Source organism: Amycolatopsis sp. NPDC049691 (genome assembly GCF_040675005.1).
In the GTDB taxonomy this organism is placed as follows: domain Bacteria; phylum Actinomycetota; class Actinomycetes; order Mycobacteriales; family Pseudonocardiaceae; genus Amycolatopsis.
Genome location: NZ_JBFANX010000005.1, coordinates 194819 through 217782, shown reverse-complemented (window position 1 = coordinate 217782; position 22964 = coordinate 194819). Strand labels below are relative to the sequence as shown.

The 22964-nt window shown below is 71.0% G+C and carries 29 protein-coding genes; 12 read left to right on the top strand and 17 right to left on the bottom strand.

Annotated features, from left to right (window positions below; genetic code table 11):
- Window positions 1-50: 50 nt before the first annotated feature.
- From AB0J40_RS13620 to AB0J40_RS13600, 5 genes are all read right to left on the bottom strand, one after another.
- Window positions 51-470 (bottom strand): DUF4190 domain-containing protein, encoded by a 420-nt coding sequence (locus AB0J40_RS13620; RefSeq protein WP_364451891.1) that lies wholly within the window; start codon window positions 468-470, stop codon window positions 51-53.
- A gap of 58 nt (window positions 471-528) precedes the next feature.
- The gene (locus AB0J40_RS13615) at window positions 529-1344 is read right to left on the bottom strand and encodes a carbohydrate ABC transporter permease (protein ID WP_364451888.1); all 816 of its coding nucleotides are present in this window, start codon (window positions 1342-1344) and stop codon (window positions 529-531) included.
- Window positions 1341-2237, bottom strand: coding sequence for a sugar ABC transporter permease (locus AB0J40_RS13610; RefSeq protein ID WP_364451885.1), 897 nt, complete (start codon window positions 2235-2237; stop codon window positions 1341-1343). The genes AB0J40_RS13615 and AB0J40_RS13610 overlap by 4 nt, the downstream gene beginning before the upstream one ends.
- On the bottom strand, window positions 2234-3520 hold the full coding sequence (locus AB0J40_RS13605) for a sugar ABC transporter substrate-binding protein (protein ID WP_364451882.1): 1287 nt from the start codon (window positions 3518-3520) through the stop codon (window positions 2234-2236). Before AB0J40_RS13605 ends, AB0J40_RS13610 begins: the two co-directional genes overlap by 4 nt.
- Before the next feature lie 99 nt (window positions 3521-3619).
- Entirely contained in the window at window positions 3620-5248 is a 1629-nt protein-coding gene (locus tag AB0J40_RS13600; RefSeq protein WP_364451879.1) for a long-chain fatty acid--CoA ligase, read from the bottom strand.
- 434 nt (window positions 5249-5682) lie between these two features.
- Between AB0J40_RS13600 and mihF the strand changes: the two genes are divergently transcribed.
- On the top strand, window positions 5683-5994 hold the full coding sequence (gene mihF / locus AB0J40_RS13595; protein WP_051767699.1) for an integration host factor, actinobacterial type: 312 nt from the start codon (window positions 5683-5685) through the stop codon (window positions 5992-5994).
- 80 nt (window positions 5995-6074) lie between these two features.
- Window positions 6075-7232 carry an isochorismate synthase gene (locus AB0J40_RS13590; protein WP_364452562.1) on the top strand — a complete coding sequence of 386 codons (1158 nt, stop codon included), beginning with the start codon at window positions 6075-6077 and terminating at the stop codon, window positions 7230-7232.
- Here the strand turns inward: AB0J40_RS13590 and AB0J40_RS13585 are convergent.
- From AB0J40_RS13585 to AB0J40_RS13575, 3 genes are read right to left on the bottom strand one after another with little or no spacing between them, the layout of a single operon-like run.
- A complete protein-coding gene (locus AB0J40_RS13585) occupies window positions 7225-7482 on the bottom strand; it encodes a hypothetical protein (RefSeq protein WP_364451877.1) in 258 nt (85 codons plus the stop codon). The genes AB0J40_RS13590 and AB0J40_RS13585 overlap by 8 nt on opposite strands.
- 2 nt (window positions 7483-7484) lie before the next feature.
- A complete protein-coding gene (locus AB0J40_RS13580) occupies window positions 7485-7805 on the bottom strand; it encodes a DUF6247 family protein (protein ID WP_364451875.1) in 321 nt (106 codons plus the stop codon).
- 8 nt (window positions 7806-7813) lie between these two features.
- Window positions 7814-8506, bottom strand: coding sequence for a 4'-phosphopantetheinyl transferase superfamily protein (locus AB0J40_RS13575; protein ID WP_364451874.1), 693 nt, complete (start codon window positions 8504-8506; stop codon window positions 7814-7816).
- A gap of 140 nt (window positions 8507-8646) precedes the next feature.
- Between AB0J40_RS13575 and AB0J40_RS13570 the strand changes: the two genes are divergently transcribed.
- Complete coding sequence (locus tag AB0J40_RS13570) at window positions 8647-9816, top strand: acyl-CoA dehydrogenase family protein (RefSeq protein ID WP_364451872.1); 1170 nt, start codon at window positions 8647-8649, stop codon at window positions 9814-9816.
- Window positions 9817-9891: 75 nt separating this feature from the next.
- Here AB0J40_RS13570 and AB0J40_RS13565 read toward each other — a convergent pair whose 3' ends face one another.
- Genes AB0J40_RS13565 through AB0J40_RS13550 form a run of 4 tightly spaced genes read right to left on the bottom strand, consistent with a single transcriptional unit; the run spans window position 9892 to window position 13160 of the window.
- Window positions 9892-10212, bottom strand: coding sequence for a hypothetical protein (locus AB0J40_RS13565; protein ID WP_364451870.1), 321 nt, complete (start codon window positions 10210-10212; stop codon window positions 9892-9894).
- Window positions 10213-10270: 58 nt separating this feature from the next.
- Complete coding sequence (locus tag AB0J40_RS13560; protein WP_364452559.1) at window positions 10271-10906, bottom strand: TetR/AcrR family transcriptional regulator; 636 nt, start codon at window positions 10904-10906, stop codon at window positions 10271-10273.
- Entirely contained in the window at window positions 10903-12426 is a 1524-nt protein-coding gene (locus tag AB0J40_RS13555) for an ATP-dependent acyl-CoA ligase (protein ID WP_364451868.1), read from the bottom strand. The genes AB0J40_RS13560 and AB0J40_RS13555 overlap by 4 nt, the downstream gene beginning before the upstream one ends.
- Window positions 12423-13160 carry an enoyl-CoA hydratase/isomerase family protein gene (locus tag AB0J40_RS13550; RefSeq protein WP_364451867.1) on the bottom strand — a complete coding sequence of 246 codons (738 nt, stop codon included), beginning with the start codon at window positions 13158-13160 and terminating at the stop codon, window positions 12423-12425. The genes AB0J40_RS13555 and AB0J40_RS13550 overlap by 4 nt, the downstream gene beginning before the upstream one ends.
- 46 nt (window positions 13161-13206) lie before the next feature.
- Here AB0J40_RS13550 and AB0J40_RS13545 point away from each other — a divergent pair, with 46 nt between their 5' ends.
- Window positions 13207-14793: an amidohydrolase gene (locus AB0J40_RS13545; RefSeq protein WP_364451865.1), complete on the top strand. Its 1587-nt coding sequence runs from the start codon at window positions 13207-13209 to the stop codon at window positions 14791-14793.
- A 4-nt stretch (window positions 14794-14797) separates the two neighbouring features.
- Here AB0J40_RS13545 and AB0J40_RS13540 read toward each other — a convergent pair whose 3' ends face one another.
- Window positions 14798-15118 carry a hypothetical protein gene (locus tag AB0J40_RS13540; protein ID WP_364451864.1) on the bottom strand — a complete coding sequence of 107 codons (321 nt, stop codon included), beginning with the start codon at window positions 15116-15118 and terminating at the stop codon, window positions 14798-14800.
- Between the two features lie 55 nt (window positions 15119-15173).
- Between AB0J40_RS13540 and AB0J40_RS13535 the strand changes: the two genes are divergently transcribed.
- From AB0J40_RS13535 to AB0J40_RS13510, 6 genes are all read left to right on the top strand, one after another.
- A complete protein-coding gene (locus AB0J40_RS13535; RefSeq protein WP_364451863.1) occupies window positions 15174-15614 on the top strand; it encodes a GNAT family N-acetyltransferase in 441 nt (146 codons plus the stop codon).
- 40 nt (window positions 15615-15654) lie between these two features.
- Window positions 15655-16338, top strand: coding sequence for a metal-dependent transcriptional regulator (locus AB0J40_RS13530; protein ID WP_257920794.1), 684 nt, complete (start codon window positions 15655-15657; stop codon window positions 16336-16338).
- Between the two features lie 68 nt (window positions 16339-16406).
- A complete protein-coding gene (locus tag AB0J40_RS13525) occupies window positions 16407-17225 on the top strand; it encodes an LLM class flavin-dependent oxidoreductase (RefSeq protein ID WP_364451861.1) in 819 nt (272 codons plus the stop codon).
- 72 nt (window positions 17226-17297) lie between these two features.
- Window positions 17298-17642: a transcriptional regulator gene (locus AB0J40_RS13520; RefSeq protein WP_364451859.1), complete on the top strand. Its 345-nt coding sequence runs from the start codon at window positions 17298-17300 to the stop codon at window positions 17640-17642.
- A 49-nt stretch (window positions 17643-17691) separates the two neighbouring features.
- The gene (locus AB0J40_RS13515) at window positions 17692-18750 is read left to right on the top strand and encodes an alcohol dehydrogenase catalytic domain-containing protein (protein ID WP_364451858.1); all 1059 of its coding nucleotides are present in this window, start codon (window positions 17692-17694) and stop codon (window positions 18748-18750) included.
- 248 nt (window positions 18751-18998) lie between these two features.
- Window positions 18999-19622 carry an alpha-ketoglutarate-dependent dioxygenase AlkB gene (locus AB0J40_RS13510; RefSeq protein WP_364451856.1) on the top strand — a complete coding sequence of 208 codons (624 nt, stop codon included), beginning with the start codon at window positions 18999-19001 and terminating at the stop codon, window positions 19620-19622.
- Here AB0J40_RS13510 and AB0J40_RS13505 read toward each other — a convergent pair.
- Window positions 19619-20197: a helix-turn-helix domain-containing protein gene (locus tag AB0J40_RS13505; protein ID WP_364451855.1), complete on the bottom strand. Its 579-nt coding sequence runs from the start codon at window positions 20195-20197 to the stop codon at window positions 19619-19621. The two genes, AB0J40_RS13510 and AB0J40_RS13505, sit on opposite strands and share 4 nt — an antisense overlap.
- A gap of 78 nt (window positions 20198-20275) precedes the next feature.
- Between AB0J40_RS13505 and AB0J40_RS13500 the strand changes: the two genes are divergently transcribed.
- Both AB0J40_RS13500 and AB0J40_RS13495 read left to right on the top strand, forming a co-directional pair.
- Window positions 20276-20632 (top strand): hypothetical protein, encoded by a 357-nt coding sequence (locus AB0J40_RS13500; RefSeq protein ID WP_364451854.1) that lies wholly within the window; start codon window positions 20276-20278, stop codon window positions 20630-20632.
- Window positions 20625-20789, top strand: coding sequence for a hypothetical protein (locus AB0J40_RS13495; protein ID WP_364451852.1), 165 nt, complete (start codon window positions 20625-20627; stop codon window positions 20787-20789). Before AB0J40_RS13500 ends, AB0J40_RS13495 begins: the two co-directional genes overlap by 8 nt.
- Here AB0J40_RS13495 and AB0J40_RS13490 read toward each other — a convergent pair.
- From AB0J40_RS13490 to AB0J40_RS13480, 3 genes are read right to left on the bottom strand one after another with little or no spacing between them, the layout of a single operon-like run.
- Window positions 20776-21606: a biotin-dependent carboxyltransferase family protein gene (locus tag AB0J40_RS13490; protein ID WP_364451851.1), complete on the bottom strand. Its 831-nt coding sequence runs from the start codon at window positions 21604-21606 to the stop codon at window positions 20776-20778. The two genes, AB0J40_RS13495 and AB0J40_RS13490, sit on opposite strands and share 14 nt — an antisense overlap.
- Window positions 21603-22214 (bottom strand): allophanate hydrolase subunit 1, encoded by a 612-nt coding sequence (locus AB0J40_RS13485; RefSeq protein ID WP_364451849.1) that lies wholly within the window; start codon window positions 22212-22214, stop codon window positions 21603-21605. The genes AB0J40_RS13490 and AB0J40_RS13485 overlap by 4 nt, the downstream gene beginning before the upstream one ends.
- Entirely contained in the window at window positions 22211-22963 is a 753-nt protein-coding gene (locus AB0J40_RS13480) for a 5-oxoprolinase subunit PxpA (protein WP_364451846.1), read from the bottom strand. The genes AB0J40_RS13485 and AB0J40_RS13480 overlap by 4 nt, the downstream gene beginning before the upstream one ends.
- Between the last annotated feature and the right edge of the window lies 1 nt (window position 22964).

Genomic DNA, 22964 nt, shown 5'->3' with positions numbered 1-22964 from the left:
GGGTGGGGAGTACCGCCGAACGTCGTGGGGATTTCGGGCGAGGGGGCCGCTCAGCAGGCGATGCCGCACGCGGTGCCGGCCGCGGCGAACAGGCCGAAGAAGAACAGCATCACGATCACCGCCGGGATCACCGCGAGGATGCCGCACACCAGGCCCGCGATGCCCATGCCCTTGCCCGTGTAGCCCGGCCGGTCCGCCTGCAGCATCCCGGCCCACGACAGGCCGATCGCCAGGAAGCCGAGCACGAGGTCGATGAACGGGGCCCAGAACAGGACCAGCGCGACGATGCCGACGACCATGCCCGCCACCGCCATCCCGCTGGTGGTCAGCGGCTGGTACGCCGCGTAGGGCTGCTGGACGTAAGAGCCGTACGGTTGCGCCGCGTAGGGCTGCACCGGGTACGGCGCCGAAGGCGGGTACGCAGGATTCACCGGCTGCTGATCCGGCTGGTAAGGGTTGTAATCGGTCACAGCGCACCCACTCCTGTCCGTCCCCAGCGGAAGTCGCCCGGACCCCTCCGCACGTTACTCAGCCCGTCAGGCCCGACTCCGTCACCCCGCGGACCAGGTACCGCTGCAGGAACGCGAACAGCAGCACGATCGGCAGGATCGACACCGCCGCCGCGAGGAACAGCAGGTTCAGCTGCGGGTTCTGCGCCGTCAGCAGGCCGGACAGCGCCACCTGGACGGTCCACGAATCCGGCGACTGGGCGATGATCAGCGGCCACAGGAACGCGTTCCAGCTGCCGATCACCGTGATCACGGCGATCGCCGCGAAGAACCCCTTCGAGTTCGGGACCACGATCCGCCAGAACACGCCCCAGCGCGTCAGCCCGTCGACCCGGCCCGCCTCCTCCAGCTCGCGCGGGAAGTCCAGGAAGTACTGCCGGAACAGGAACACGCTGAACGCGCTGAACAGGCCGGGGATCACCAGCCCGCGGAAGTCCGACAGCCAGCCCAGCGACGAGACCACCACGAAGCTCGGCACGAACGTCACCGACGTCGGGATCATCAGCGTCGCCAGCACCGCGTAGAAGACGAACCGCGAGTGCCGGTACGGGATCCGCGCCAGGCCGTAGCCCGCCAGTGAACAGACCACCAGCAGGCCGAGGGTCTGCAGGACCGCCACGATCGCCGAGTTCAGCAGGCTGCGCGCGAACGGCACGTCGTCCAGCGAGAACAGCTTGGCGAAGTTCTCCCAGTGCACTGTGGACGGGAAGAACGTCCACTCCGGAGCGGTGATCTCCGCCCGGGACGCCAGGCCGTTGCGCACCAGCAGGTAGAACGGCAGCAGGAACAGCACCGCCGCGACGACCAGGGACACCCACCGGAAGAAGGCCCTCATGACACCCGCCCGAAGCGGAACACGCGGCCCTGCAGCAACGTCACCAGCGCGATGATCAGCGCCAGGATCACCGCGCCCGCGCTGCCGCGGCCCAGGTCCTGGCCGCCCGAACCCAACGACGTGTAGTACAGGTACACCAGCGGTGGCCGGGCGAACGGCGGGTAGCCGCGGGAGTCGCCCATGATGTTGTAGAACTCGTCGAACGCCTGGTAGGCGTTGATCAGGTTGAGCAGCAGCACCGCCACCGCCGTCGCGCGCAGCTGGGGGAGCGTGATGTGGCGGAAGATCTGCCAGCCGGGCTTGGCGCCGTCGAGCCAGGCCGCTTCGTAGAGGTGCCGCGGGATCCGCTGCAGCGCCGCGATGAACAGGATCATGTAGAACCCGAGCTGCAGCCACAGCCTCGCCGTCACCAGCACGATCCAGTACAGCGGCGGGTGCACCGTCCCCGTCCAGGCCACCGGGTCGGCGCCGAAGAGGGAGAGCACCGTGTTCGCCAGTCCGTATCGGACACCCGAGAACAACGACGTCTTCCAGATCAGCGAAGCCACGACGTACGAGCACGCGAACGGCAGGAAGAACACCGACCGGAAGAACGCCCGCGCGAACCGCAGCCGGTGCACCCCCAGTGCGAGCGCCAGCGACAGCGCGAACGTCAGCGGCACGATGAACACCGCGAACACGCTGAACGTCCCCAGGCTCGACAGGAACGGCTCGTCGGTCAGCATGTGCCCGTAGTTGTCCAGCCCGACGAACTCCGTCGGCGTCACGGTGTTGCGCGCGTCGAAGAAGGACAGGTACGCGCTCCAGCCGATCGGCAGGTACGCGAACACCGCCAGTCCCAGCAGGAACGGCCCGACGAACAGCCAGAACGCGCGCGCGTCGCGCCGTTTCATCCGAACAGGCGCTTGAGCTCGGACTTCGCGACCTCCACCGCCGTCTTGGTCTGCGCGACCGGGTCCGCGCCCTCCTTCGCGATCTTCGCGACCGCGTCGGACAGCGCCGTGTTCGACTGCTGCGTCCACACCGGACCGCCGACGAGGTGGCCGTTCTCCCGGACGAACCGGGCGGCGTCGGCGGCCGGCCCGGAGGCGAGGCTGTTCGCCTGGCCCACCAGGCTCTGCCGCGCCGGGACGTGGAAGCCGAACTTCGTCGCGAACTCCAGCTGGTCGTCGGTCTTGTCGATCCACAGCCACTTCACGAACGCCTTGGCCTCGGCGACGTGCGCGCTCTTGGCGTTGACCATCGCGCCGTACGCGCCCACTGGCACCGACGGCGCCCCCGTCGCGTCGAGCCGGGGGAACGGCAGGACGCCGAAGTCGTCGTCGAACGCCTGCCGGATCTTCGGCACGTTCCACAGCCCGGTCCACTGCATCGCGGCGAGCCCGTCGACGAACGCGCCGGGGTCCGACCAGTCCGCCGGCGCGCCGAGCAGCAGGGAACCGTTGGCGTTCAACGTGTGCAGCTTCGCCAGTGCGGTCGCCGCGCGCGGGTCGTCGAAGCCGACCTCGCGGTTGCCGTTCTTCAGGTAGTCGAGGCCCGCCGACCACAGCAGCGGCCCGGTGAGGACGCCGACGCCACCGTCGTTGCCGGCGAAGAGGCCCTTGACGCCGTCCTTCGTGAGCTTGCCCGCCGCGTCGATCAGCTCGTCGACCGTCTGCGGCGGCTGGACGCCGGCGGCCTGCAGCAGGCTCTTGCGGTAGAAGAGCACCTGCGTGTCGACGGCCTGCGGGATGCCGTAGACCTTGCCCTCGACCGTCTGCGCGGCCAGCACCGCCGGGCTGAAGTCGTTCTTGACCGGCGCGATGACGTCGTCGAGCGACACCACCTGGTTCTGCCGCACCCAGTCGATCTTGACCTGCGCCTCGAAGACGTCCGGGACGGCGCTGTTCTGCAGTGCGGTGACGATCTTCGAGTCGTAGTCACCGGGGTTCCACTGCACGTTCACGCTCGCGCCCGGGTAGCTCGCCGCGTACCGCTTGACGGCTTCCTGGACGCCGTCTTCGCCGTACGCGTGGTACCACTGCTGCAGCGCGACCTTCGGTGCGTCGGACGGCGGCGGGCCCGCCGAGTAGGCCGTCGAGGGCGGCGGTGTTCCCTGCCGTCCCGTGTTCGACCCGCACGCCGCCGCCAGCGCGCCGACACCCGCGAGCGCGAGGAAACTCCGCCTGTTGTGCATCCCCAGAACCCCTCCGACGTGCTCCGAAGGCCACCATGAGGGGTCAGGCTCCCTCATGGTGGCCCGCGGAGGCATGAAGACTCGCCGGAGATTTACCCGTTAGAGCTGGGCGATGTCGAGCTTTCCCTCGGAGTAGGACGCGCGGATGCGCTTCTTGTCGAACTTGCCGACGCTCGTCTTGGGCACTTCGTCCACGAACGTCCAGTTCTCCGGCAGCTGCCACTTCGCGACCTTGTCGGCGAGGAAGTCGCGCAGCTCCTCGGGCGTGGCCGTCTGGCCCTCCTTGAGCACGACGGCGACCAGCGGCCGCTCGTCCCACTTCTCGTCGGGGATGCCGACGACCGCGGCTTCGGCCACCGCGGGGTGGCCCATGACCTGGTTCTCCAGGTCGACCGAGGAGATCCACTCGCCGCCGGACTTGATGACGTCCTTGGCGCGGTCGGTGAGCGTCAGGTAGCCGTCGGCGCTGATCTTGCCGACGTCGCCGGTGCGCAGCCAGCCGTCGTGGAACTTGTCCGGGTCGACGTCCGAACCGCCGTAGTAGGAACCCGCGATCCACGGGCCCTGGACCTCCAGCTCGCCGACGGCCTCGTTGTCCCAGGGCAGCACCGCGCCGTCGTCGTCGATCAGCCGGGCCCGCACGGACGCCGGGAAGCGGCCCTGCGTGTAGCGGTACTTCCAGGCCTCCTCGCCGGTCGCGCCGGCGGGCGGACGGGCGACGCTGCCCAGCGGTGAGGTCTCGGTCATGCCCCAGGCGTGCAGGATCGACACCTTGTGCTTCTCCTGGAACGCGTGCATCAGCGACGGCGGCACCGCCGACCCGCCGACGACGACTTCCCGCAGGTGGGAGATGTCCTGCGGGTTCGCCTCGAGGTGGGCGAGCAGGCCCTGCCAGACGGTCGGGACCGCGCCGGCGAACGTCGGCTTCTCGGCGGCCAGCATCGCGGAGATCGGCGCCGGCTGGAGGAAGCGGTCCGGCATCAGCAGCGACGCGCCGACCATCAGCGCCGCGTACGGCAGGCCCCACGCCATGGCGTGGAACATCGGCACGATCGCCAGCGCCTTGTCGCTCTGCGCGAGGTTCATGCTGTCGCTCATGCAGACCTGCATCGAGTGCAGCCAGATCGACCGGTGCGAGTACGCGACGCCCTTGGGGTCACCGGTCGTGCCCGAGGTGTAGCACATCGCGGCGGCCGAGCGCTCGTCGACGTCCGGCCAGTCGAAGGTGTCCGGCTGCTCGGCCAGCAGCGCGTCGTAGGCGTGCACCTGGACGCCGTCCGGTGCCTGGAGGGCCGCCGCGTCGCCGTTGGCCACGATGACGTGCCGGACGGTCTTGAACTCCGGCAGCTGCTTCGCCAGCAGCGGGACCAGCGTGCCGTCGACGATGACGACCTGGTCCTCGGCGTGGTTGGCGACGAAGGTCAGCTGCTCGGGGAACAGCCGGATGTTCAGGGTGTGCAGCACGGCGCCCATCGCCGGAACGGCCAGGTAGGCGGCCATGTGTTCGGCGTTGTTCCACATGAACGTGCCGACGCGCTGGTCGCCGGTCACGCCGAGGCTCCGGAGCGCGTTCGCGAGGCGGGCGGCGTTGCGGCCGAGGTCGCCGTAGCTCTCGCGACGGGCTTCTGAACCGGTCCAGGTGATGACTTCGCTCGCCGAGTGCACCGACGTGCCGTGGCGGAGCAGGTTGGCCAGCGACAGCTGACCGTCCTGCATGGTGCTCAACATGGTCGCTCCCGGGGGTCGTTCGCCGGTGGGCTGGGGTTGGGCCGACTCTAATGCGGATCGGGTGAAGCGGGCATGGTCAACAGTGGCTCCGTTCGGTCACGGTCGTAGCGCGATCGGGCGACGACCGGACGATGATCAAGATCATCAATTTTTACGCTTTTCCTTATAGGCGAGGAAATGCGCGCCGTAACGGAGGCTTCACTTCCGGGTGAGTCTGGCCACTCCGGTCGCTTCTTGGGAGCGTTTCCGCAGGCCGGAGCGGGTTGCCCGGTATCACCTCCGGGGGTAATAAGTGCGTGTCGGTTGCACGGCCACGAAGCCGGTGGCGTTTACTGGGGCCGTGGCAAGAGACGGCTGAGCAGCGCTTGCAGGAGCAAGCACTCAGAAAAGCTGTCGGCCGCGAAAGCGGAGACCTGAGAGGAAAGGACACTACGTTGGCTCTGCCTACGTTGACTCCGGAGCAGCGCGCCGAGGCCCTGGCCAAGGCCGCCGAGGCTCGCAAGGCGCGTTCGGAGCTGCTCGCGTCGATCAAGTCCGGCAAGGAGAGCATCGAAAAGGTGCTCAAGCAGGCCAAGGAGAACAAGACCATCGGGAAGACGAAGGTCACCCAGCTGCTGAAGGCCGTCCCCGGCCTCGGCGCGGTGAAGGTCGCCGCCCTGCTCGAGCAGGCCGGCATCGACCCCGACCGGCGCGCCGCCGGCCTGGGCGAGCGCCAGCGCGAGGCGCTCATCGACGCGCTCAAGTAGCTCGTCGTCAGGAGCTCCCGCGAGGGGAGTGTCGCTCGTGACACTCCCCTCGCGGATCTCCCGAAGCCTGGGACGCTGGAATCGTGAGTTCACCTGACCCGGCGACCCCGGCACTCGACCTCGCTGCCCGCTACCAGCGAGGCGACTTCCTCTTCACGACGGCCCAGCGCGCACTCCTCGCGCAGGGCACGCTCCGGACCGTCACGGACACGGACCCGCGGCAGCTCGCCGCGGCGATCCCCGGCGTCCTGGCCGCCACCGGAGCCCCGCTGGCCGTCGGTGTCCTCCCGTTCGACACCGGGCCCGACACGAAGGTGCCGGGCCACCTCGTCGTGCCCCGGACCGTCCACCGCGCCGAGGGTGCGCCTTCGCTCGTCCGTGAGGTCCTGCCGGCGCCCGCGCGGGTGCGTGCGGTGCCCTCGCCCACGCAGCACATGGCGGCCGTCTCGACGGCGGTCGACGCGTTGGGCTCGCGGGGCCTGCGGAAAGCCGTCCTGGCCCGCGCCCTGGACCTCGAATTCGCCTCGCCGGTGCCCGCCGAGCGCGTCGTGCGCAACCTGGCGGCCGGCAACCCCCGCCACTTCACGTACGCGGCCGAGCTGCCCGGCGGACGCACGCTCGTCGGCGCCACGCCCGAGCTGCTGCTGCGCCGGACCGGCCGCACGGTGTTCTCCTCACCGCACGCGGGCTCGATGCCGCGTTCGGCCGACCCGGCGACCGACCGCGCCAACGGCGAGGCGCTGCGGACCTCGCGCAAGGACCAGCTGGAGCACGCGGTGGTGATCGACTACCTGGTCGAGGCGCTGCGGCCGTTCTGCCGGACCCTGGAGGTGCCGGCCGAGCCGGAGCTGGTGACGACGCCGGCGATCTGGCACCTGCGCACACCGATCACGGGCGAGCTGGCCGACCCGGACGTCACGGCCCTGGACCTGGCGGCGGCCCTGCACCCGACGCCGGCGATCTGCGGAACGCCGACCGAGGGGGCGCGCGAGCTGGTCCAGGAGCTGGAGCCGTTCGACCGCGACTACTACGCGGGAGCGGTCGGCTGGGTCGACGCGGCGGGCGACGGCGAGTGGGCGGTGGCGATCCGCTGCGCGGAGATCGCCTCGACGTCGATGAGGCTGTACGCGGGCGGCGGCATCGTGCCGGCGTCGGACCCGCGGGCGGAGCTGGACGAGACGACGGCGAAGTTCCGGACGCTGCTGGCGGCGATGGGCCTGGAGGACTCGCTCAGCTAGCCCAAAGAACGCGAAGCAGGTCGACGCGGTTCTGGTCCTCCAGGATCAGGTAAGTGATCAGGCCCTCGCCGTGCGGTCCGAACGCCAGGTTGCGCATCGGGCTTTCCGGATTCGATCGGTGGTAGGGGTCACCTTTGCCGGGAACCAGTTCCAGCACGCCGATCGCCTCGGCCAGCGCATGGAGCGCCGCTTTGGGCAGCGCCCGGATCTGGTCTTGGACGTCCGGGTAGACCTCGATGTCGTACGCCACCGCTACAGGCCGAGCTCCGCTTGCAGGGAGTTCCACGACCGGGTGCCGGTCGGCGCCTCACCCGAGTGCTGAGCGTGCGCGGCGGCTTGGAGCATGCGGCGGTGTGCGGCCGGGTCAGCCTGGGTGCTCCACGCGATCCGGCGCCAGGATTCGAGGGTCTCGACGAGGTCCGTGAGGCTCAGTGCTTCGCGGGCGACGTCGAGTGCTCGCCGGTAGTCCTCGTCGAACCGCGGAACGTCCTCCGGCAGCAGCGCGGCCCGGATCGCCGCCGGTGACGTGCCCGCGGGATACCTCGGCTCATCCGTGCTTGCCGGTGTGGACATGGTGATGACTATAGCTGTGGGACCCAGAGTTCCTCGGTCACCGACAGCTCGTCGGTGGTCAGGACGGCGATGGCCGCCCGGTAGCCGTCCGCGGCCTTCAGGTCCGCCAGCCGCGTGCGGGCCGGGTCGAGCGCGGCTTCGCCGGAGGACACCAGCCTCGCCGGCTCGTCGAAGCGGGAGAACGTGATGCTCTTCAGCGGGATGCGCAGGCCCTTGCCGGTGGCCTTCATCACCGCTTCCTTGCGCGTCCAGTAGACGAAGAACGCGTTCGCCTTCTCCGCGTCGGTCAGGCCGGTCAGGTGGGCCGTCTCGGCGGGGCTCAGCGCGTACTCGATGAGCCCGTCGTCGGCCTTCCGGGTCGCTGTCTCGACGTCCAGGCCCACCGGGACCGACGGGGTCGCCGCGACGCCGATCAGGTCGCCCGAGTGCGAGATCGACAGTGTCAGGTCCTCGCCCGGGACGTGCGGGCGGCCGTGCTGCTTGCCGCAGTCTTCGCAGGTCGCGTCGAACTCGACCGAGTCGACCGCGATTCCGAGCCACTCCGCCGCGACCGTCTTCGCCAGCACGCGGCCGGTGAGGAACCGGCGCTTGTCGGCGTCCTGCCGGTACGCCTCGAAGCGGCCTTGCTCGACGTCGTCCAGCAGGCGCAGGAAACGCTCTTCGGCGGGCAGCGGGGACGACCAGCGGACCACGATCTCCATCACGCCTCCGATCCTCCCGGGCGCCGCGGCGGTTGTCACGAATTCGCGGAGAGGTCTGGGGTAATCACGCTCTCAGGAGGTACCCTGGACTAAGCAAGCGCTTAGCCAGTGGCAGTGTTGGTCGGAGGAGCAGCTCACCCATGGATTTCTCTCTCAGCACCGAAGAACGGGAAGTGCGCGACTGGGTCCGCACGTTCGTCCAGCGGGAGCTGATCCCGCTCGAGCAGGAAGTCCTGCGGCGTGAGCGCGCGCACCAGCCGGGGCTGACCGGTGAGGAGCTCAAGGACCTCCAGCTCAAGGCGAAGGAGTCCGGCTTCTGGGGCGTGCTGACCCCGGAGGAGTACGGCGGCATGGGCCTGTCCGCCGTGATGGCCGCGCTGCTGGAGGCCGAGCTGGGCCGCACCTTCGTGCCGTTCCGCTTCGGCGGCGCCGCGGACAACATCCTGTTCCACGCCAACGAGGAGCAGAAGCAGACCTACCTGCTGCCGACCATCTCGGGCGAGCGCAAGTCCTGCTTCGCGATCACCGAGCCGGGCGCCGGGTCGGACGCCAAGGCCATCCGGACCACCGCCCGCAAGGACGGCACCGACTGGATCATCAACGGCGAGAAGACCTTCATCACCGGCGGCAACGAAGCCGACTTCACGATGGTCTTCGCGATCACCGACCCGGAGAAGGGCGCGAACGGCGGCGTCACCTGCTTCCTCGTCGACCGCGAGGCAGGCTGGAAGTCCGAGTACATCGACACCATGGGCGAGTGGGGCCCGGCGTCGCTGATCTTCCAGGACGTCCGCGTCCCGGAGACGCAGATCCTCGGCGAGGAGGGCCGCGGCTTCGAGCTGGCCATGCAGTGGATCGGCCAGGGCCGCTACCTCCTGCCGGCGCGCGCGATCGGCTCGTGCGAGCGGCTGATCACCATGGCCATCGAACACGCCAACACGCGCGAGACGTTCGGCCAGAAGATCGCCGAACGCCAGGCCATCCAGTGGATGATCGCCGACTCCGGCGTCGAGCTCGAAGCGCTGCGGTGGCTGGTGCTCAACGCCGCCTGGCAGGTCGACCAGGGCGTCGACTCCCGGCACGCGCAGTCGATGGCGAAGCTGTACGGCGGCCAGAAGGCCAACGAAATCGTCGACCGCGTCCTGCAGATCCACGGCGGCATGGGCTACACGCGGGAGCTGCCGGTCGAGCGGTGGTACCGCGAGCTGCGGCTGCTGCGCATCTACGAGGGCACCGACGAGATCCAGCGCCGCACCATCGCGCGCAACCTGCTCAAGGGGCACGTGAAGGTCGGCGGCGTCCTGGGCTGAGCCGCTCCGGAAACGCGTGAAGCCGTCAAGGCCGCCCTTCCCGGCGGCCTTGACGGCTGTTCGGCTGCGTACTGCTTACTGCTTGTTGCGAATGGCGATCGGAACGCCCGCGAGGTCCTCTTCGTTGCACAGGAGCTTCACGTCGTAGTACGGCGAACCCTGACGGTCGTCGTAGTCGAGGTGGATGGCCAGGACGTCGAGCGGCTCGCCGAGCCACTCCTGAGCCTGACGCAGCCACTTGGCGCAGCGCTCCAGAGCCGCGGGGAGATCGTCGTCACGGAACTCGACGGGGCGATAGGGGACATCCTGCACCTGATCGCGGGGGCTTTCCGGCGCCGGGAGGCCCGGCGCGAGACCCGAGTCGTCCAGTTCCAGTTGGATCGTTTCCTCAGTCACCCTTCGAGCGTCCCCCACGCACGCCGTCTGGGCAAGGCGTACACAGGTAAAAGCGCCGCTAAACGGACATGCCCCACTCTTTCGCGACGATTTCCCGGCACCGTCGCAAGTCGGCGACGCCCGGCGGGGACGTGCAGCCCAAGGCCCGCGAGACCAGCTCCGCGTAGTGCTCGGCGAGCTGGTCCAGCGCCAGCGGCCCGCGCGGGGAGTACCACCGGGCGACCCCGCTGCACATCTCGAGCAGTGCGAGCCGGGTCACGGCCGGGTGTTCGGTGTGGAACACCCCGGCCGCGACGCCTTCTTCGATCGCCGCCGCCCACAGGTTCTCGTACGCGTCCCGCAGCGCCACCACCGGCTCGCGCGCGGCCGGGGACAGCACGTCGACTTCGTTGTCCACCACCCGGGTTTCCGCCGGGCCGACGGCGTGCGCGAGCACGTGCAGCGCGACCAGCGTGCGCAGCCGGTGCACCGGATCCGGGCTGCCCGCCGTCGCCTCGCGGGCGGCGTCCAGCAGGCGGTTCAGCGCCGTGTGCATGATCTCCGCGAGCAGATCCTCCTTGGTGCCCATGTAGTGGTACAGGCTCGCCGACGAGAGTTCGGCCTCCTGCGCCAGATCGCGGATGCCCGTGCCGTGGAAACCCTTGGTGGCGAACAGCTTCACCGCCGCCGCGCGGACGCGTTCGCGGCTCGTCACAGCCATGCCGCCGCCTTCGCGTCCCACGACCCGGCGCGCGGGTCGGCCACCTTCCGCAGCTCGCCCTTGGCGACGCGCTCCGACGGCGTCATCGGCAGCTCGTCGGCGAACGCCCAGAACCGCGGAACCTTGAAGTACGCCAGTTTTTCCGAGCAGAACGCGGCCAGCGCGGCCGGTTCCGGACGCTCGCCGTCGCACACGACGTACGCCTTGATCTCCTCGCCGCGCAGCTCGTCGGGCACCGCGACGACGGCGGCCAGCTTGACCGCGGGGTGCAGCAGCAGCGCGCGCTCGACCTCGTCCGCGGACACGTTCTCGCCGCTGCGGCGGATCATGTCCTTCGTGCGGCCGACGTAGTAGACGCGGCCGGCGTCGTCCATCCGCGCGAGGTCGCCGGTGTGGAACCAGCCGTTCTCGAACGCCTTCGCCGTCGCGGCCGGGTCGTCGTGGTAGCCGTGCATCAGGCCGATCCCGCGGATCAGCAGCTCGCCGGTTTCCCCGCGCGGCAGCGGCTTCCCGTCGGCGCCGGCGATCATCGCCTCGCGGTCACGGCTCGGCCGTCCGATGCAGCCGGTGCCGACGGTCTCGTCGTGGTCGCCCGCCGTCATCCGGATGTCACCGCCGGTCTCGGTCATCCCGAACGCCTCGTACCACGGCACGCCCCAGCGCGCCTCCAGTTCGGCGTGCAGGTCGAGCGGGATCGCCGACGCGCAGATCGCGCGCACCCGGTGGGCGCGGTCGGCTTCGGACGGTTCCTGGCGCAGCAGCAGCGTCGGCATCAGGCCGAGGCAGTAGAACCAGGTGACGCCGTGCTCGCGGACCTTCGCCCAGAACGTGCTGGGGTGGAAGCGGTCCAGCACGACGAGGGTGGCGCCGGCGGCGAGTCCCAACGCGACGTTCCACTGTGGATCGATGTAGTGGAACGGCTGCGCGGTCAGCATCACGTCGTCCGCGCCGACGGCGGGGAAGTCGGTCGCCAGGCTGATCGCGAGGGTCGTCCAGTACCGGTTCGGCAGGACGCAGCCCTTGGGCGCGCCGGTGGTGCCCGACGTGTACTGGATGTTGACCGGGAGCTCGGGCGCCGGCGTGAACGCGGGCGGCTCGGCGTCGGTGCGGAGCCGGTCCGGGGTGATGACCTCGGTCAGCCCGATCCGGCCGAGGAGGCCGGTGAACTCCGGCGCGGCGACGACCAGTTTCGCACCGGAGTGCCGGAGGACGTGGGCGCCGTCGAACTCCTGGTAGTTCGTGTTGACCGGCACCAGCTGCGCGCCGATCTTCGCCAGCGCGAGCCACGTCAGCGGGAACTCGGGCACGTTCCGCAGCATCACCGCGACGCGGTCGCCGGGGCCGATGCCGCGCTCGGCCAGCGCCGCGGCGATCCCCGAGCTTTCCCGATCGACCTCGGCGAACGTGAATTCCCGGTCCAGGTGATCGAACACCCACGCCGTGCGGCCCGGCCACAGCTGCGCGGCCCGCGTGACGAGCTGGGCCAGGGTCCCGATCTCGCCGAGCGGGGTCACGCCCGGCTCCGGAAGGCTTCCGTCGACGCGGCGACCGCGGCCGAGTGCTCGGTGATCAGGGCGTGGCTGACTTCGAGTTCGAGCGCCGGTTCGAGGTCGGTGCTCGCGTCCAGCACGCGCTTCGCCATCGCCGCGGCGGCCGGCGGGTGCCCGGCGATCCGCTCGGCCCAGCTCAGTGCCTCGGCCTGGAGCTGTTCGGCGGGGACGGCGGCGTTGACCATGCCCAGCTCCGCGGCTTTCCGGCCGTCGAAGCGCTCGCCGAGCAGCAGGAGCTCCTTCGCCTTGAGCGGGCCGACGAGTAGCGGGAGCAGCCGCGACGCCGCGCCGGTGACGCTCAGGCCCAGCGAGACCTCCGGGAACGCGAAGACGGCGTCCTCGGCGGCCAGGATCAGGTCGCAGCCGAGCGCGAACTCCGCGCCGGCGCCGATCGCGTAGCCGTGCACCGCCGCGATCACCGGCTGGCGCAGCCCGCGCAGCCGCCGCGTGACGTCCTGGAGCCGGTCCAGCCGCGCCCGTGAGTCACCCTCGGGGGTGGGTTCCTTGAGGTCGTGGCCGGCGCAGAAGGCGCGCCCGTTCCCGGACAGCACGACGACGCGGGCGTCGCTGCGGGCGGCCGCGTCGAGGGCGGCGAGGAAGTCGTCGACCAGCACGGCGGCGACCGCGTTCAGCCGCTCGGGCCGGTTCAGCCGGATGTGCGCGATGCCGTCCTCGACGGCGAAGTCCACGGTGGGCATGGGCCGATGCTAGACGTTCGATCGATCGATCGATAGCCTCGGACTCATGCGGGTCGACACGGTCTACGAGAACGCCACGGTCTGGACGGGCGCGGGCGTCACCAGCGCCATCGCCGTCCTGCACGGCCGAGTGGTCGCGCTGGGCGACGACGCCCGCTCGCTCTCGGCGCGCTCGCGGGTCGACCTCGCCGGCGGGTTCGTCGTGCCCGGCTTCCACGACGCGCACAACCACATGGCGTGGTTCGGCATGGGACTCGACGACGTCCCGCTCGGCGGCTGCCGCAACGTCGAGGAGGTCTACGACGCCGTCGCCGCGCGCGCCGCGACGCTGCCGGCCGGGAGCTGGGTGGTCGGCAGCGGGTACGACCAGAACAAGCTCGTGGGCGGCCACCCGGATCGGCACGGCCTCGACCGTGCCGCGCCGGGGATGCTCGTGCGGCTCAAGCACACGTCCGGGCACATGACCGTGGTCAACTCGGCCGTGCTCGACCAGCTCGACCTGGCGCACGTGCCCGTCGGGGGCGACGTCGTGCTCGACGCCGACGGCTCGCCGACCGGGCTGTTGCGCGAGCAGGCCCAGCTGCTGCTGCGGCCGCTGACGTACCCGACGCCGGTCGACCGGGTCGTGCGCGGCCTCGAGCGCGCTTCCGAGCGGTACCTGGCGGAGGGCATCACCAGCGTCCAGGAGGCCGGGATCGGCGGCGGCCTGGTCGGCGAGACCCCCGCCGAGCTGGCCGCCTACCAGCAGGCGCGCGACACCGGCGTGCTGCGCGTGCGCAGCACGGTGATGGTCGCCGCGAGCGTGCTCCACGACCTGCCCGACGACGCCGGCTTCGGCCTCGACCTCGGCCTGCGCACCGGCCTCGGCGACGAGTGGCTGCGCGTCGGCCCGATGAAGTTGTTCGCCGACGGCTCCCTCGTCGGGCGCACCTGCGCGATGCACGAGCCCTTCGACGGCGAGCCGGACAACCGCGGCTACTTCCAGGTGCCCGAGGACGAGCTGGCCCGCACGATCCGCCGCGCCCACGAGGCGGGCTGGCAGATCGCGACGCACGCGATCGGCGACCGCGCGATCACCGTCGTCCTCGACGCCTACGAAGCCGCGTTGGCCGCTTCGCCGCGCGCGGACCACCGCCACCGCATCGAGCACTGCGCGGTGCTCCAGCCCGCGGAGCTGTCCCGGCTCGCGTCGCTCGGCATCATCCCGTCGCCGCAGGGTCGGTTCGTCAACGAGCTCGGCGACGGCATGCGCGCCGCGCTCGGCGAGGCCCGCGTCCCGTGGTGCTACCGGCTGCGAAGCGTCCTCGACGCGGGTTGCGTGCTTCCCGCGTCGTCGGACCGGCCCGTCGTGAACGGCGCGCCGTTGCCCGCGCTGGCCGACATGGTGCGTCGGCGCACGGCGTCAGGCGCCCCCTTCGCACCCGAAGAGGCGTTGACGCCGGAGCAGGCGTTGCGCGCGTACACGTACGGCTCGGCGTACGCGACCTTCGCCGAGCGTGACCTGGGCACGCTCGAACCCGGGAAGCTCGCCGACTTCGCCGTGCTGTCCGGTTCGCCCCTGGACGAGTCCGCTTTGGACGCGCTCAGCGTGCAAGGCACCGCCGTCGGCGGCGAACTGCGTTATCAAGCGTGATGGCTCACTTCCTCCCCACGAACTCGAGTGCTTCCTCCGCCAGCGCGGACCAGGGCTGCGTCGACCCGGGGTCCAGTGCCAGCCATTCCTTCATCGGGGTGCCCTTGTTGGCGTCGAAGCGCACCCCGTGCCCGCCCCCCACGAGCTCGTCGACCCTCGGCCGGGGCAGCTTGAGCACGAGCTGCCCGCGCACGAACATGCAGAAGATCCGGCCGTCCGCACGCAGCGCCGTGCGCCCGAACCCGCCGGTCGCGCCGGGTGGCGTGATGCCCGGGCGTCCGGTGAACTCGTCGACCAGGTCTTCGAACTTCTCCTCCGGTGACATCGACCACCTCCGAGCCCGACAGTAACGACCACCACCGACAGAAACGGGAGGCGAGATGCCCGTCCGCGACGCCGTCTTCGAAGACGTCGACGAAATCTGCGCGCTCATCGAGGAGCACGCCGTCTACGAGGACAACCACGACCTGAAGCTCGACCGCGCCGAGATGAGCGGGCACCTCTTCGGGCCGGACCCGAAGGCGTGGGTGCTGATCGCGACCCCGCCCGGCGAGCCCGGCACGGTCGCCGGCTTCGCCTTCTGCAGCTGGAACTTCTCCACGTGGGAGGCCCGGCCGGGGATCTGGCTGGACGACCTGTTCGTCCGGCCGGCGCACCGGCGCTTCGGGCTCGGCAGCGAGCTGCTCGACGAACTGCGCAACCGCACGAGCGGCCGCATCGAGTGGGACATGCAAGCGGGCAACGAGAAAGGCGAGGCGTTCTACGCCCAGCTCGGCGCGGAGCCGGTGCCGGGCTGGATCCGCTACCGCTGGCGGCCGTGAACTTTCACGAGAAAGTACCCGGCACCGTAAAGTATGCGGCATGGGAGATGGTTCGGTCCGGAGGTCCTCGTCGGTCGAGGACTACGTCCGGGTGATCTACGGCCTGGTCGAGCGGGGTGAGGCGGTCACGAACACGTCGCTCGCCGGCCGGCTGGAGGTCAGCCCGTCCTCGGCGTCGGGGATGGTCACGAAGCTGTCCCAGCTGGGCCTGGTCACCCACGTGCCGTACCGCGGCATCGAGCTGACCGCCGACGGCCGCCTCCTGGCGCGGTCGGTGCTGCGGCGCCACCGGCTGATCGAGACGTACCTGGTTTCGGAGCTCGGCTACACGTGGGACGAGGTCCACGCGGAGGCGGACGCGCTGGAGCACGCGGTGTCGGACCGCCTGGTCGAGCGCATCGCGGCGAAGCTGGGCAACCCGGTCCGCGACCCCCACGGCGACCCGATCCCGGCCCCGGACGGCAGCGTGGAGGAACTGGCGGTCCGGATCTTGGACGACCTCGAGCCGGGCGCGGTCGGCGAGATCGTCCGGGTGTGGGACACGGACCCGGAGCTGCTGCGGTACCTGACGGAACACGCGATCAACCTGGGCGAACGCATCGAGGTCGTGGAGCGGCAGCCGTTCGGGGGGCCGATGGTGGTCAAGGTGGGCTCGCCGCCGGATGCCGCTACGCACGCCATCGGCAAGGAGATCGCACAGGCCTTGTCGGTCACCCTGCGCTGAGCGGCGTACGCGCGAGTGACGTCCTGGAGCGGATGTGGTGACACGCCCGCCGTCGAGACCATGGCCGCATGAAACCCTTCCGCTTCGGCGTCGTCGCCGGGTTCGCGCCTGATCTGACCTCGTGGACCGCTCAGGCCGAGCGGGTCGAAAAGCTCGGCTTCGACACCCTCCTCGCCACCGATCCCGTCGGGACCGCGGATCCCTTCGTCCTGCTCGGGGCCGCCGCCGCGGTCACGCTCGACCTCACCGTCGGCACTTTCGTGCTCGCCGATCCCTTCCGGGATGCCCGAGCCCTCCGCTGGCAAGTCCAGACCCTGCACCGGCAGACCGGCGGTCGCTTCGAGCTCGGGCTCGGCGTCGGGCGGCCCGGTGCCGAAGCGCACGCCGAAAGCCTCGGGCGGGCGTTCGGCGGACCGGGTGAGCGCATCACGCGGATGGCGGAGACCATCGCCGTCCTCAAGGAAACCGCGGACCGGCCGCGGCTGGTGCTCGCCGGCGGTGGGCCGAAAATGCTGGCGCTCGCCGCGCAAGAAGCCGACACCCTCACCTTCACCTGGCCGCCGAAAACCACCGAAGCCGATGCCGAGTCCATTGTGGATCGATTCCGTAAGCTTGCTGAGGAACGGCTGCCGGACATCGAGCTCGGGCTGAACCTGATGGCCGTCGGGGACGCGCCGTCGCCCGGAATCGCGCGATGGGCCGGGGTCGACGTCCCCGAGCTCGCCGCCGCCGGGGCCGTCACCGTGCTGCCCGCTGATCCAGGTCAAGCGGCGGAAAGGCTTCTCGGCTGGCGGGAGCGGTGGGGGATTTCCTACGTGACGATCAACTCGGGCTACGCGGAACCGTTCGCCGAGATCGCCGCGCGGGTGCGGCTCGCAGGTGGGTGAGGGCCCTTCCGATCTTGCGAAGCTGGGCCTACGCTCCAATTTTCGTACTCGGGAGTGCTTCGGAGCGTTGTGATGACCGGTCAGCGAACTCGCACCATCGACCGGGGGGAGCAGGCGGAACTGGGTCACCTCCTGGCCGCCGGGCCGTTCGACGTCGCGTTGCGCGCGGCGATCAGGGCTCGCGGCCTCGGCCTCGACCGGATCCGCTATCGCTTGCGCGGCAGGGGAACCACGGTCAGCCTGGCCACCCTCAGCCACTGGCAGTCCGGGCGGTGCCGGCCCGAGCGGCCGGAATCATTGGAGGCGTTGCGGAATCTCGAAGACATCCTGAACGTGCCGGACGGCTCGCTCAGCAGGCTCCTCGGCCCGCCGCGCGGCAGGACTCGATTCCACGCGCAGCCGCCGACGCTCAACTGAGCGGTACCAACATAAATTCGCTCACCTGAGCACACGTAGGCTCGACTTCATGCGAGCTGTCGTCATGGAGGAGTTCTGCGTCCCGCCGGTCGTGCGGGACGTGCCGGAGCCGGTGGCGCCGCCCGGTGGCGCGGTGATCGAGGTCGACGCCACCGGCGTCTGCCGCAGCGACTGGCACACGTGGCAGGGCCACGACACCGCGGTGACGTTGCCGCACGTCGCCGGGCACGAGCTCGCCGGCCGGCTCGTCGCGCTCGGCGAAGGCGTGCGCGGCTGGGAGCTCGGCGCGCGCGTCACCGTGCCGTTCGTCTGCGCCTGCGGCGCCTGCCCGCAGTGCGCCCGCGGCGACCAGCAGATCTGCGACCGTGAGTTCCAGCCCGGCGCGACGCACTGGGGTTCCTTCGCCGAGCGCGTCGCCATCGAGCACGCCGAGACGAACCTGGTCGCGCTGCCGGACTCGCTCGGCGCCGCCGAAGCCGCCGCGCTCGGCTGCCGGTTCGGGACGGCGTTCCGCGCGGTGCTGCGGCAGGGCCGGGTCACCGCCGGGCAATGGGTTTCGGTGTACGGCTGCGGCGGCGTCGGCCTCTCCGCGGTGCTGCTGGCCGTCGCGGCGGGCGCGAAGGTCGTCGCCGTCGACGTCTCGCCGTCGGCGCTCCAGCTGGCCGCGAAGTCGGGCGCCGCGCTCACCGTCGACTCCTCGGCGTTCGACGGCCCGGAAGCCGTCGCCGCGCACGTCCGCGAGCTGACCGGTGGCGGCACGCACGTGTCGCTGGACTGCCTCGGCGCGCCGTCGACCTGCGCGGCGTCGGTGGGCAGCCTCCGCAAGCGCGGCCGGCACGTCCAGGCCGGGCTGATGCCGCCCGCGCAGGGCGTCGCGCCGATCCCGATGCACCGGGTCATCGGCGGCGAACTGGAGCTCGTCGGCATCCACGGCCTCCAGGCGCACGAGTACCCGGAGCTGTTGCGCGTCGTCGAGACGGCCGGCATCGACCTCACCGCGCTCATCGGGCAGCGGATCGGCCTCGACGACGTCCCGGCCGCGCTGGCCGCGATGAACGACCCCGTGCCGGCGCATGCGGGCGTCACCGTTGTGACGTTTCGTGACTGATCCGCGTCGCCCAGGTCAAGTGACCGGTTCGTAGCTGATCCACGCTGGTGTTGTGACATTCAGGTGTGGGAACGTCTAGGCATGGTGGCCCATAGCGAGGGGATTCGGCCGCAGGAGCGCCCGGTTGGTCCGTTCGGGCGGCTCCTGCGGCTGTTCACTTCCGCGGGTGTGACGTTCCGCGGTCACCGCGTCGTGCCCGCCACGATCACCGAACGTGTCCGGCGGGAGTCTCCGGCACAATCGAGGTGATGGACGCCCTCCTGCCGCGCCCGCGCGCCGAACTCGCCCCCGGTGCCGTCCACGTGCCCGACTGGCTCGGGTTCGACGAACAGCGCGAGCTCGTCGAGGCGTGCCGCGGCTTCACCGGTTACCGCTACACGCGGCTGCCCAACGGCGGCGTGATGTCGGTGAAGTCCGTCTGCCTCGGCTGGCACTGGTACCCGTACGGCTACTCGCGCACGACCGGCGAGGGCGCGCCGGTGCTGCCGTTCCCGGACTGGCTCGGCGACCTCGGCCGCCGCGCGCTGGCCGACGCGTACGGCGAGGCCCAGGCGTACGAGCCGGACATCGCGCTGGTCAACTTCTACGACGCCACCGCGAAGATGGGCCTGCACCAGGACAAGGACGAGCGCAGCTTGGCGCCGGTGGTCTCGTTCAGCCTCGGCGACGCGTGCGTGTTCCGTTTCGGCAACACCGAAACCCGCGGCCGGCCGTACACCGACGTCGAGCTGCGCTCGGGTGACGTGTTCGTGTTCGGCGGCCCGTCCCGGCTCGCCTACCACGGCGTGCCGAAGACGCTCCCGGGCACGGCGGACCCGGCGCTCGGCCTGACCGGACGACTCAACATCACGCTGCGCGTCTCGGGTCTCTAGTCCTCTGTGGACTCTTCCTCGGGCACGACGATGAGCCGGACGGCGAGGGCGCGCGAGCCCGGCGGGTGGTGGCCCGGCTCGGTGACGTACTTCCAGACCAGGTTCTGGTACTCCTCGACGAACGACGTGACCTGCTCCTTCGTCAGCGTCAGGCCGGCGCGGTAGATCTGGTTCCAGCCCTCCGCGCTGTCGTAGCCCGCGTACGCGCGCGTCACCAGGCCGAGGTCGTGGCTCATCTTGAGCGCGCCGAGCTTGCGCGCGGCCTCGCGCTCGTCCGGCGTCATCTCGAGGCCGGGCGGGGTGTAGATGTCCTTCATCAGCGACCGCCACCAGCGTTCGCGGCCGGTTGAACGCTCCTCGATCTCCGCGATCAGCTCGAGGTCGGCGAGCCGGCGGAGGTGGTAGGAGGTCGTCCCGGTGCTCTCGCCGAGGGCCTTCGCGACGCTCGTGGAGTTCGCTTCGCCGTGTTTGCCCAGGTAGGACAGGATGTCGCGGCGCACGGGGTTGGCGAGTGCCTTGTAGAAGGCCTTGAGGTCCGCGCCGGTGAGGACGCGGCGTTCGGGACGGTCGACCATGACCGGAGCCTACTACAGAGACTGTTTGCAAAGAATCTCTGCAATCGGCTACCTTGGATCGGGAGATCGGGGGTCCTGATGAAGAGACTGTTCTGGGCGGCGGGTCTGTGCCTGCTGCCGTGGATCGCGGTACTGGGGATGACGCTGCCGGACGTCGTGGAGGCGCGGAACTGGCGGCTGGCCTGGACGGGCTTCGACGTGGCGGAGGCGCTCGGCCTGCTGGCCACGGCCTGGCTCCTCGGCCGCGGCGACGCGCGGACGCCGTTCGCCGCGATCGGCACGGCGACGCTGCTGCTGGCCGACGCGTGGTTCGACGTCGTGACGGCCGGCGACGACGTCGTGTTCTCGCTGCTGATGGCCGGTTTGGAGGTGCCGCTGGCGCTGGCGTGCCTGTCGGTGGCGATGCCGCGGCCGGCGGTGCCGTCCCATGTCTGAACTGGACGCGCGGCTGCGCGACGAGATCGACGACCAGGTCGCGGAGGCCCTGGACGCCTACCTGGCGGAACGCTGGACGCGACCCCGGCCCACCTGGCCGCTGTGGCTGGCGATCGTCCTCACCAACGTGGCCTGGCTGCTGGTCACGACCACTTGAAGCGGAGAGTCTGACCCGGCCGCAGCTGGGCCGCGACGTCCAGATCGGCCTCGTCGACGACCGCGATCACCGGGTAGCCGCCCGTGGTCGGGGAGTCCGCGTGGAACAGGATCGGGCGGCCCGACGGCGGTACCTGCAGCGAGCCCGGTACGCACGCCTCGGACGGCAGCTCCCCGGCGCGGGCTCGCGCCAGCGGCGGTCCCGTCAGCCGGATGCCGACGCGGTCCGAGTCGGGGGACACCGTGTACACAGTGGACAGCAGCTCGTCCGGGGCGGCGAACCAGTCGCGGCGCGGTCCCGGCGTCACGCGCAGGACCGGTGACGAAGGCAAAGCCGCGCGTGGGGCCAGGTCGACGACCGGGAACGCGCCAGGGGTTCCCACCGGCAGCAGCATTCCGGCGGTGAGCGGCGGCGGGCCGAGCCTGCCCAGCGTGTCCGTCGATCGCGAACCGAGCACCGGCGCCACGTCGATGCCGCCGCGCACCGCCACGTAGCAGCGCAAGCCCGTGGATGCCATGCCCAGCACCAGTTCGTCGCCCGGCCACAGCGTGACCGGGCCGTTCATGCCGCCCGGCGAGACCGGGCACGCAGCCCCGGTCACCGCCACCGTCGTGACGGCCGACGCGCGCAGCACCAGACCGCCCAGCGTCGCTTCCAGCGCCGCCGCTCCCGGCGGGTTGCCGACCAGCCGGTTCGCCAGCTCGAACGACGCGCGGTCGGCCGCGCCGGACCGCGAGACGCCGAGCGCCGCGTGGCCGGGCCGGCCGAGGTCCTGCACCGTCGTCGAAAACCCCGGGCGGACCACCTCCAGCTTCACGGTCCCACCGCCTCGAAGCGCACGCGCGTGCCCGGCGGCAGCAGGTTCGGCGGGTCGCGCTCGACGTCCCACACCGGCACGTCCGTCCGGCCGAGCAGCCGCCAGCCGCCGGGCGACGCGCTCGGGTAGATCGCGCTGTACTCGCCCGCGATCGCCACCGAGCCCGCCGGGATGCGCGTCCGGGGCGTCGACCGGCGTGACACGTGCAGCGCCGGGTCCAAACCGGACAGGTACGCGAACCCCGGTGCGAACCCGCAGAACGCCGAAACGTAAGAACCTTTGCTGTGCCGGGAAACCAGCTCGGCGACGGACAAGGCAGCCTCGGCCGCGACGTCGGCCAGGTCCTCGCCGTCGTACACCACCGGGACGACCACTTCGGCCGACGCGGCCACCGCACCGTCCACAGGGGACACTTCGCGCAGCACCGCGCCGAGCCGGTCCGCGTCCGTCACCGCGGGGTCGAAGCGGACCAGCAGCGTCCGGGCCGCCGGGACCAGCTCCTCGACGCCGTCCACCGGCAACCGGGTCAGCGCCGCCTGGAAGCCCAGCACGTCGTCCAGTTCCACCAGCACCGCGCTCCGCCCGCACGGCAGCAGCCGGACGGTCATCCGGTGAACGCGGTCAGCGGGACGTCCGCGGCGGTCAGGCCCTCGCGGATCCGCCGGGCGAGGTCGACCGCGCCCGGCGTGTCCCCGTGCACGCACAGGGAGTCCGGGAGCAGGTCCAGCTGCCCGCCGTCCGCCGTCACGACGCCGCCGCCGGTGGCCATCGCCACCGCGCGCTCGGCCACCGCCGAAACGTCGTGCAGGACCGCGCCGGGCTGCTTGCGCGAAACGAGCCTGCCTTCCGCGGTGTACGCGCGGTCGGCGAACGCCTCGGCGTACGCCACCACGCCCGCTTTTTCCGCCTGCCGCTGCATTTCCGAGTTCGGCAGGCAGAGCAGGGCGAGCGCGGGGTCGTACCGGCGCAGGCCGTCGACGATCGCCGCCGCCTGCTCGACGTCGGCCGCCGCGGTGTTGTACAGCGCGCCGTGCGGCTTCACGTACGTCACGCGGCTGCCGGCCGCGCGGGCGAACGCGTCCAGCGCGCCGATCTGGTAGAGCACCTCGTTCGCCAGGTCGTCCGGCGCGATGTCGAGCGCCCGCCTGCCGAAGCCGGCCAGGTCGTGGTAGCCGACGTGCGCCCCGATCGCGACACCGCGCTCGGCCGCCAGGTCGCAGACCCGCCGCATCACCGACGGGTCGCCGGCGTGGAAGCCGCACGCGATGTTCGCGCTGGTCACGATGTCGAGCATGGCTTCGTCGTCGCCCATCCGCCAGGCGCCGAAGCCCTCGCCGAGATCGCTGTTCAGATCCATT

Coding starts and splice junctions, on each gene's coding strand:
- AB0J40_RS13610 (WP_364451885.1), bottom strand. CDS start 2,237: ATGAAACGGCGCGACGCGCGCGCGTTCTGGCTGTTCGTCGGGCCGTTC.
- AB0J40_RS13580 (WP_364451875.1), bottom strand. CDS start 7,805: ATGTCCACACCGGCAAGCACGGATGAGCCGAGGTATCCCGCGGGCACG.
- AB0J40_RS13570 (WP_364451872.1), top strand. CDS start 8,647: ATGGATTTCTCTCTCAGCACCGAAGAACGGGAAGTGCGCGACTGGGTC.
- AB0J40_RS13480 (WP_364451846.1), bottom strand. CDS start 22,963: ATGGATCTGAACAGCGATCTCGGCGAGGGCTTCGGCGCCTGGCGGATG.
- AB0J40_RS13600 (WP_364451879.1), bottom strand. CDS start 5,248: ATGTTGAGCACCATGCAGGACGGTCAGCTGTCGCTGGCCAACCTGCTC.
- AB0J40_RS13505 (WP_364451855.1), bottom strand. CDS start 20,197: ATGGTCGACCGTCCCGAACGCCGCGTCCTCACCGGCGCGGACCTCAAG.
- AB0J40_RS13615 (WP_364451888.1), bottom strand. CDS start 1,344: ATGAGGGCCTTCTTCCGGTGGGTGTCCCTGGTCGTCGCGGCGGTGCTG.
- AB0J40_RS13495 (WP_364451852.1), top strand. CDS start 20,625: ATGTCTGAACTGGACGCGCGGCTGCGCGACGAGATCGACGACCAGGTC.
- AB0J40_RS13525 (WP_364451861.1), top strand. CDS start 16,407: ATGAAACCCTTCCGCTTCGGCGTCGTCGCCGGGTTCGCGCCTGATCTG.
- AB0J40_RS13550 (WP_364451867.1), bottom strand. CDS start 13,160: ATGCCCACCGTGGACTTCGCCGTCGAGGACGGCATCGCGCACATCCGG.
- AB0J40_RS13510 (WP_364451856.1), top strand. CDS start 18,999: ATGGACGCCCTCCTGCCGCGCCCGCGCGCCGAACTCGCCCCCGGTGCC.
- AB0J40_RS13530 (WP_257920794.1), top strand. CDS start 15,655: ATGGGAGATGGTTCGGTCCGGAGGTCCTCGTCGGTCGAGGACTACGTC.
- AB0J40_RS13515 (WP_364451858.1), top strand. CDS start 17,692: ATGCGAGCTGTCGTCATGGAGGAGTTCTGCGTCCCGCCGGTCGTGCGG.
- AB0J40_RS13540 (WP_364451864.1), bottom strand. CDS start 15,118: ATGTCACCGGAGGAGAAGTTCGAAGACCTGGTCGACGAGTTCACCGGA.
- AB0J40_RS13575 (WP_364451874.1), bottom strand. CDS start 8,506: ATGGAGATCGTGGTCCGCTGGTCGTCCCCGCTGCCCGCCGAAGAGCGT.
- AB0J40_RS13520 (WP_364451859.1), top strand. CDS start 17,298: ATGACCGGTCAGCGAACTCGCACCATCGACCGGGGGGAGCAGGCGGAA.
- AB0J40_RS13500 (WP_364451854.1), top strand. CDS start 20,276: ATGAAGAGACTGTTCTGGGCGGCGGGTCTGTGCCTGCTGCCGTGGATC.
- AB0J40_RS13485 (WP_364451849.1), bottom strand. CDS start 22,214: ATGACCGTCCGGCTGCTGCCGTGCGGGCGGAGCGCGGTGCTGGTGGAA.
- AB0J40_RS13605 (WP_364451882.1), bottom strand. CDS start 3,520: ATGCACAACAGGCGGAGTTTCCTCGCGCTCGCGGGTGTCGGCGCGCTG.
- AB0J40_RS13545 (WP_364451865.1), top strand. CDS start 13,207: ATGCGGGTCGACACGGTCTACGAGAACGCCACGGTCTGGACGGGCGCG.
- AB0J40_RS13535 (WP_364451863.1), top strand. CDS start 15,174: ATGCCCGTCCGCGACGCCGTCTTCGAAGACGTCGACGAAATCTGCGCG.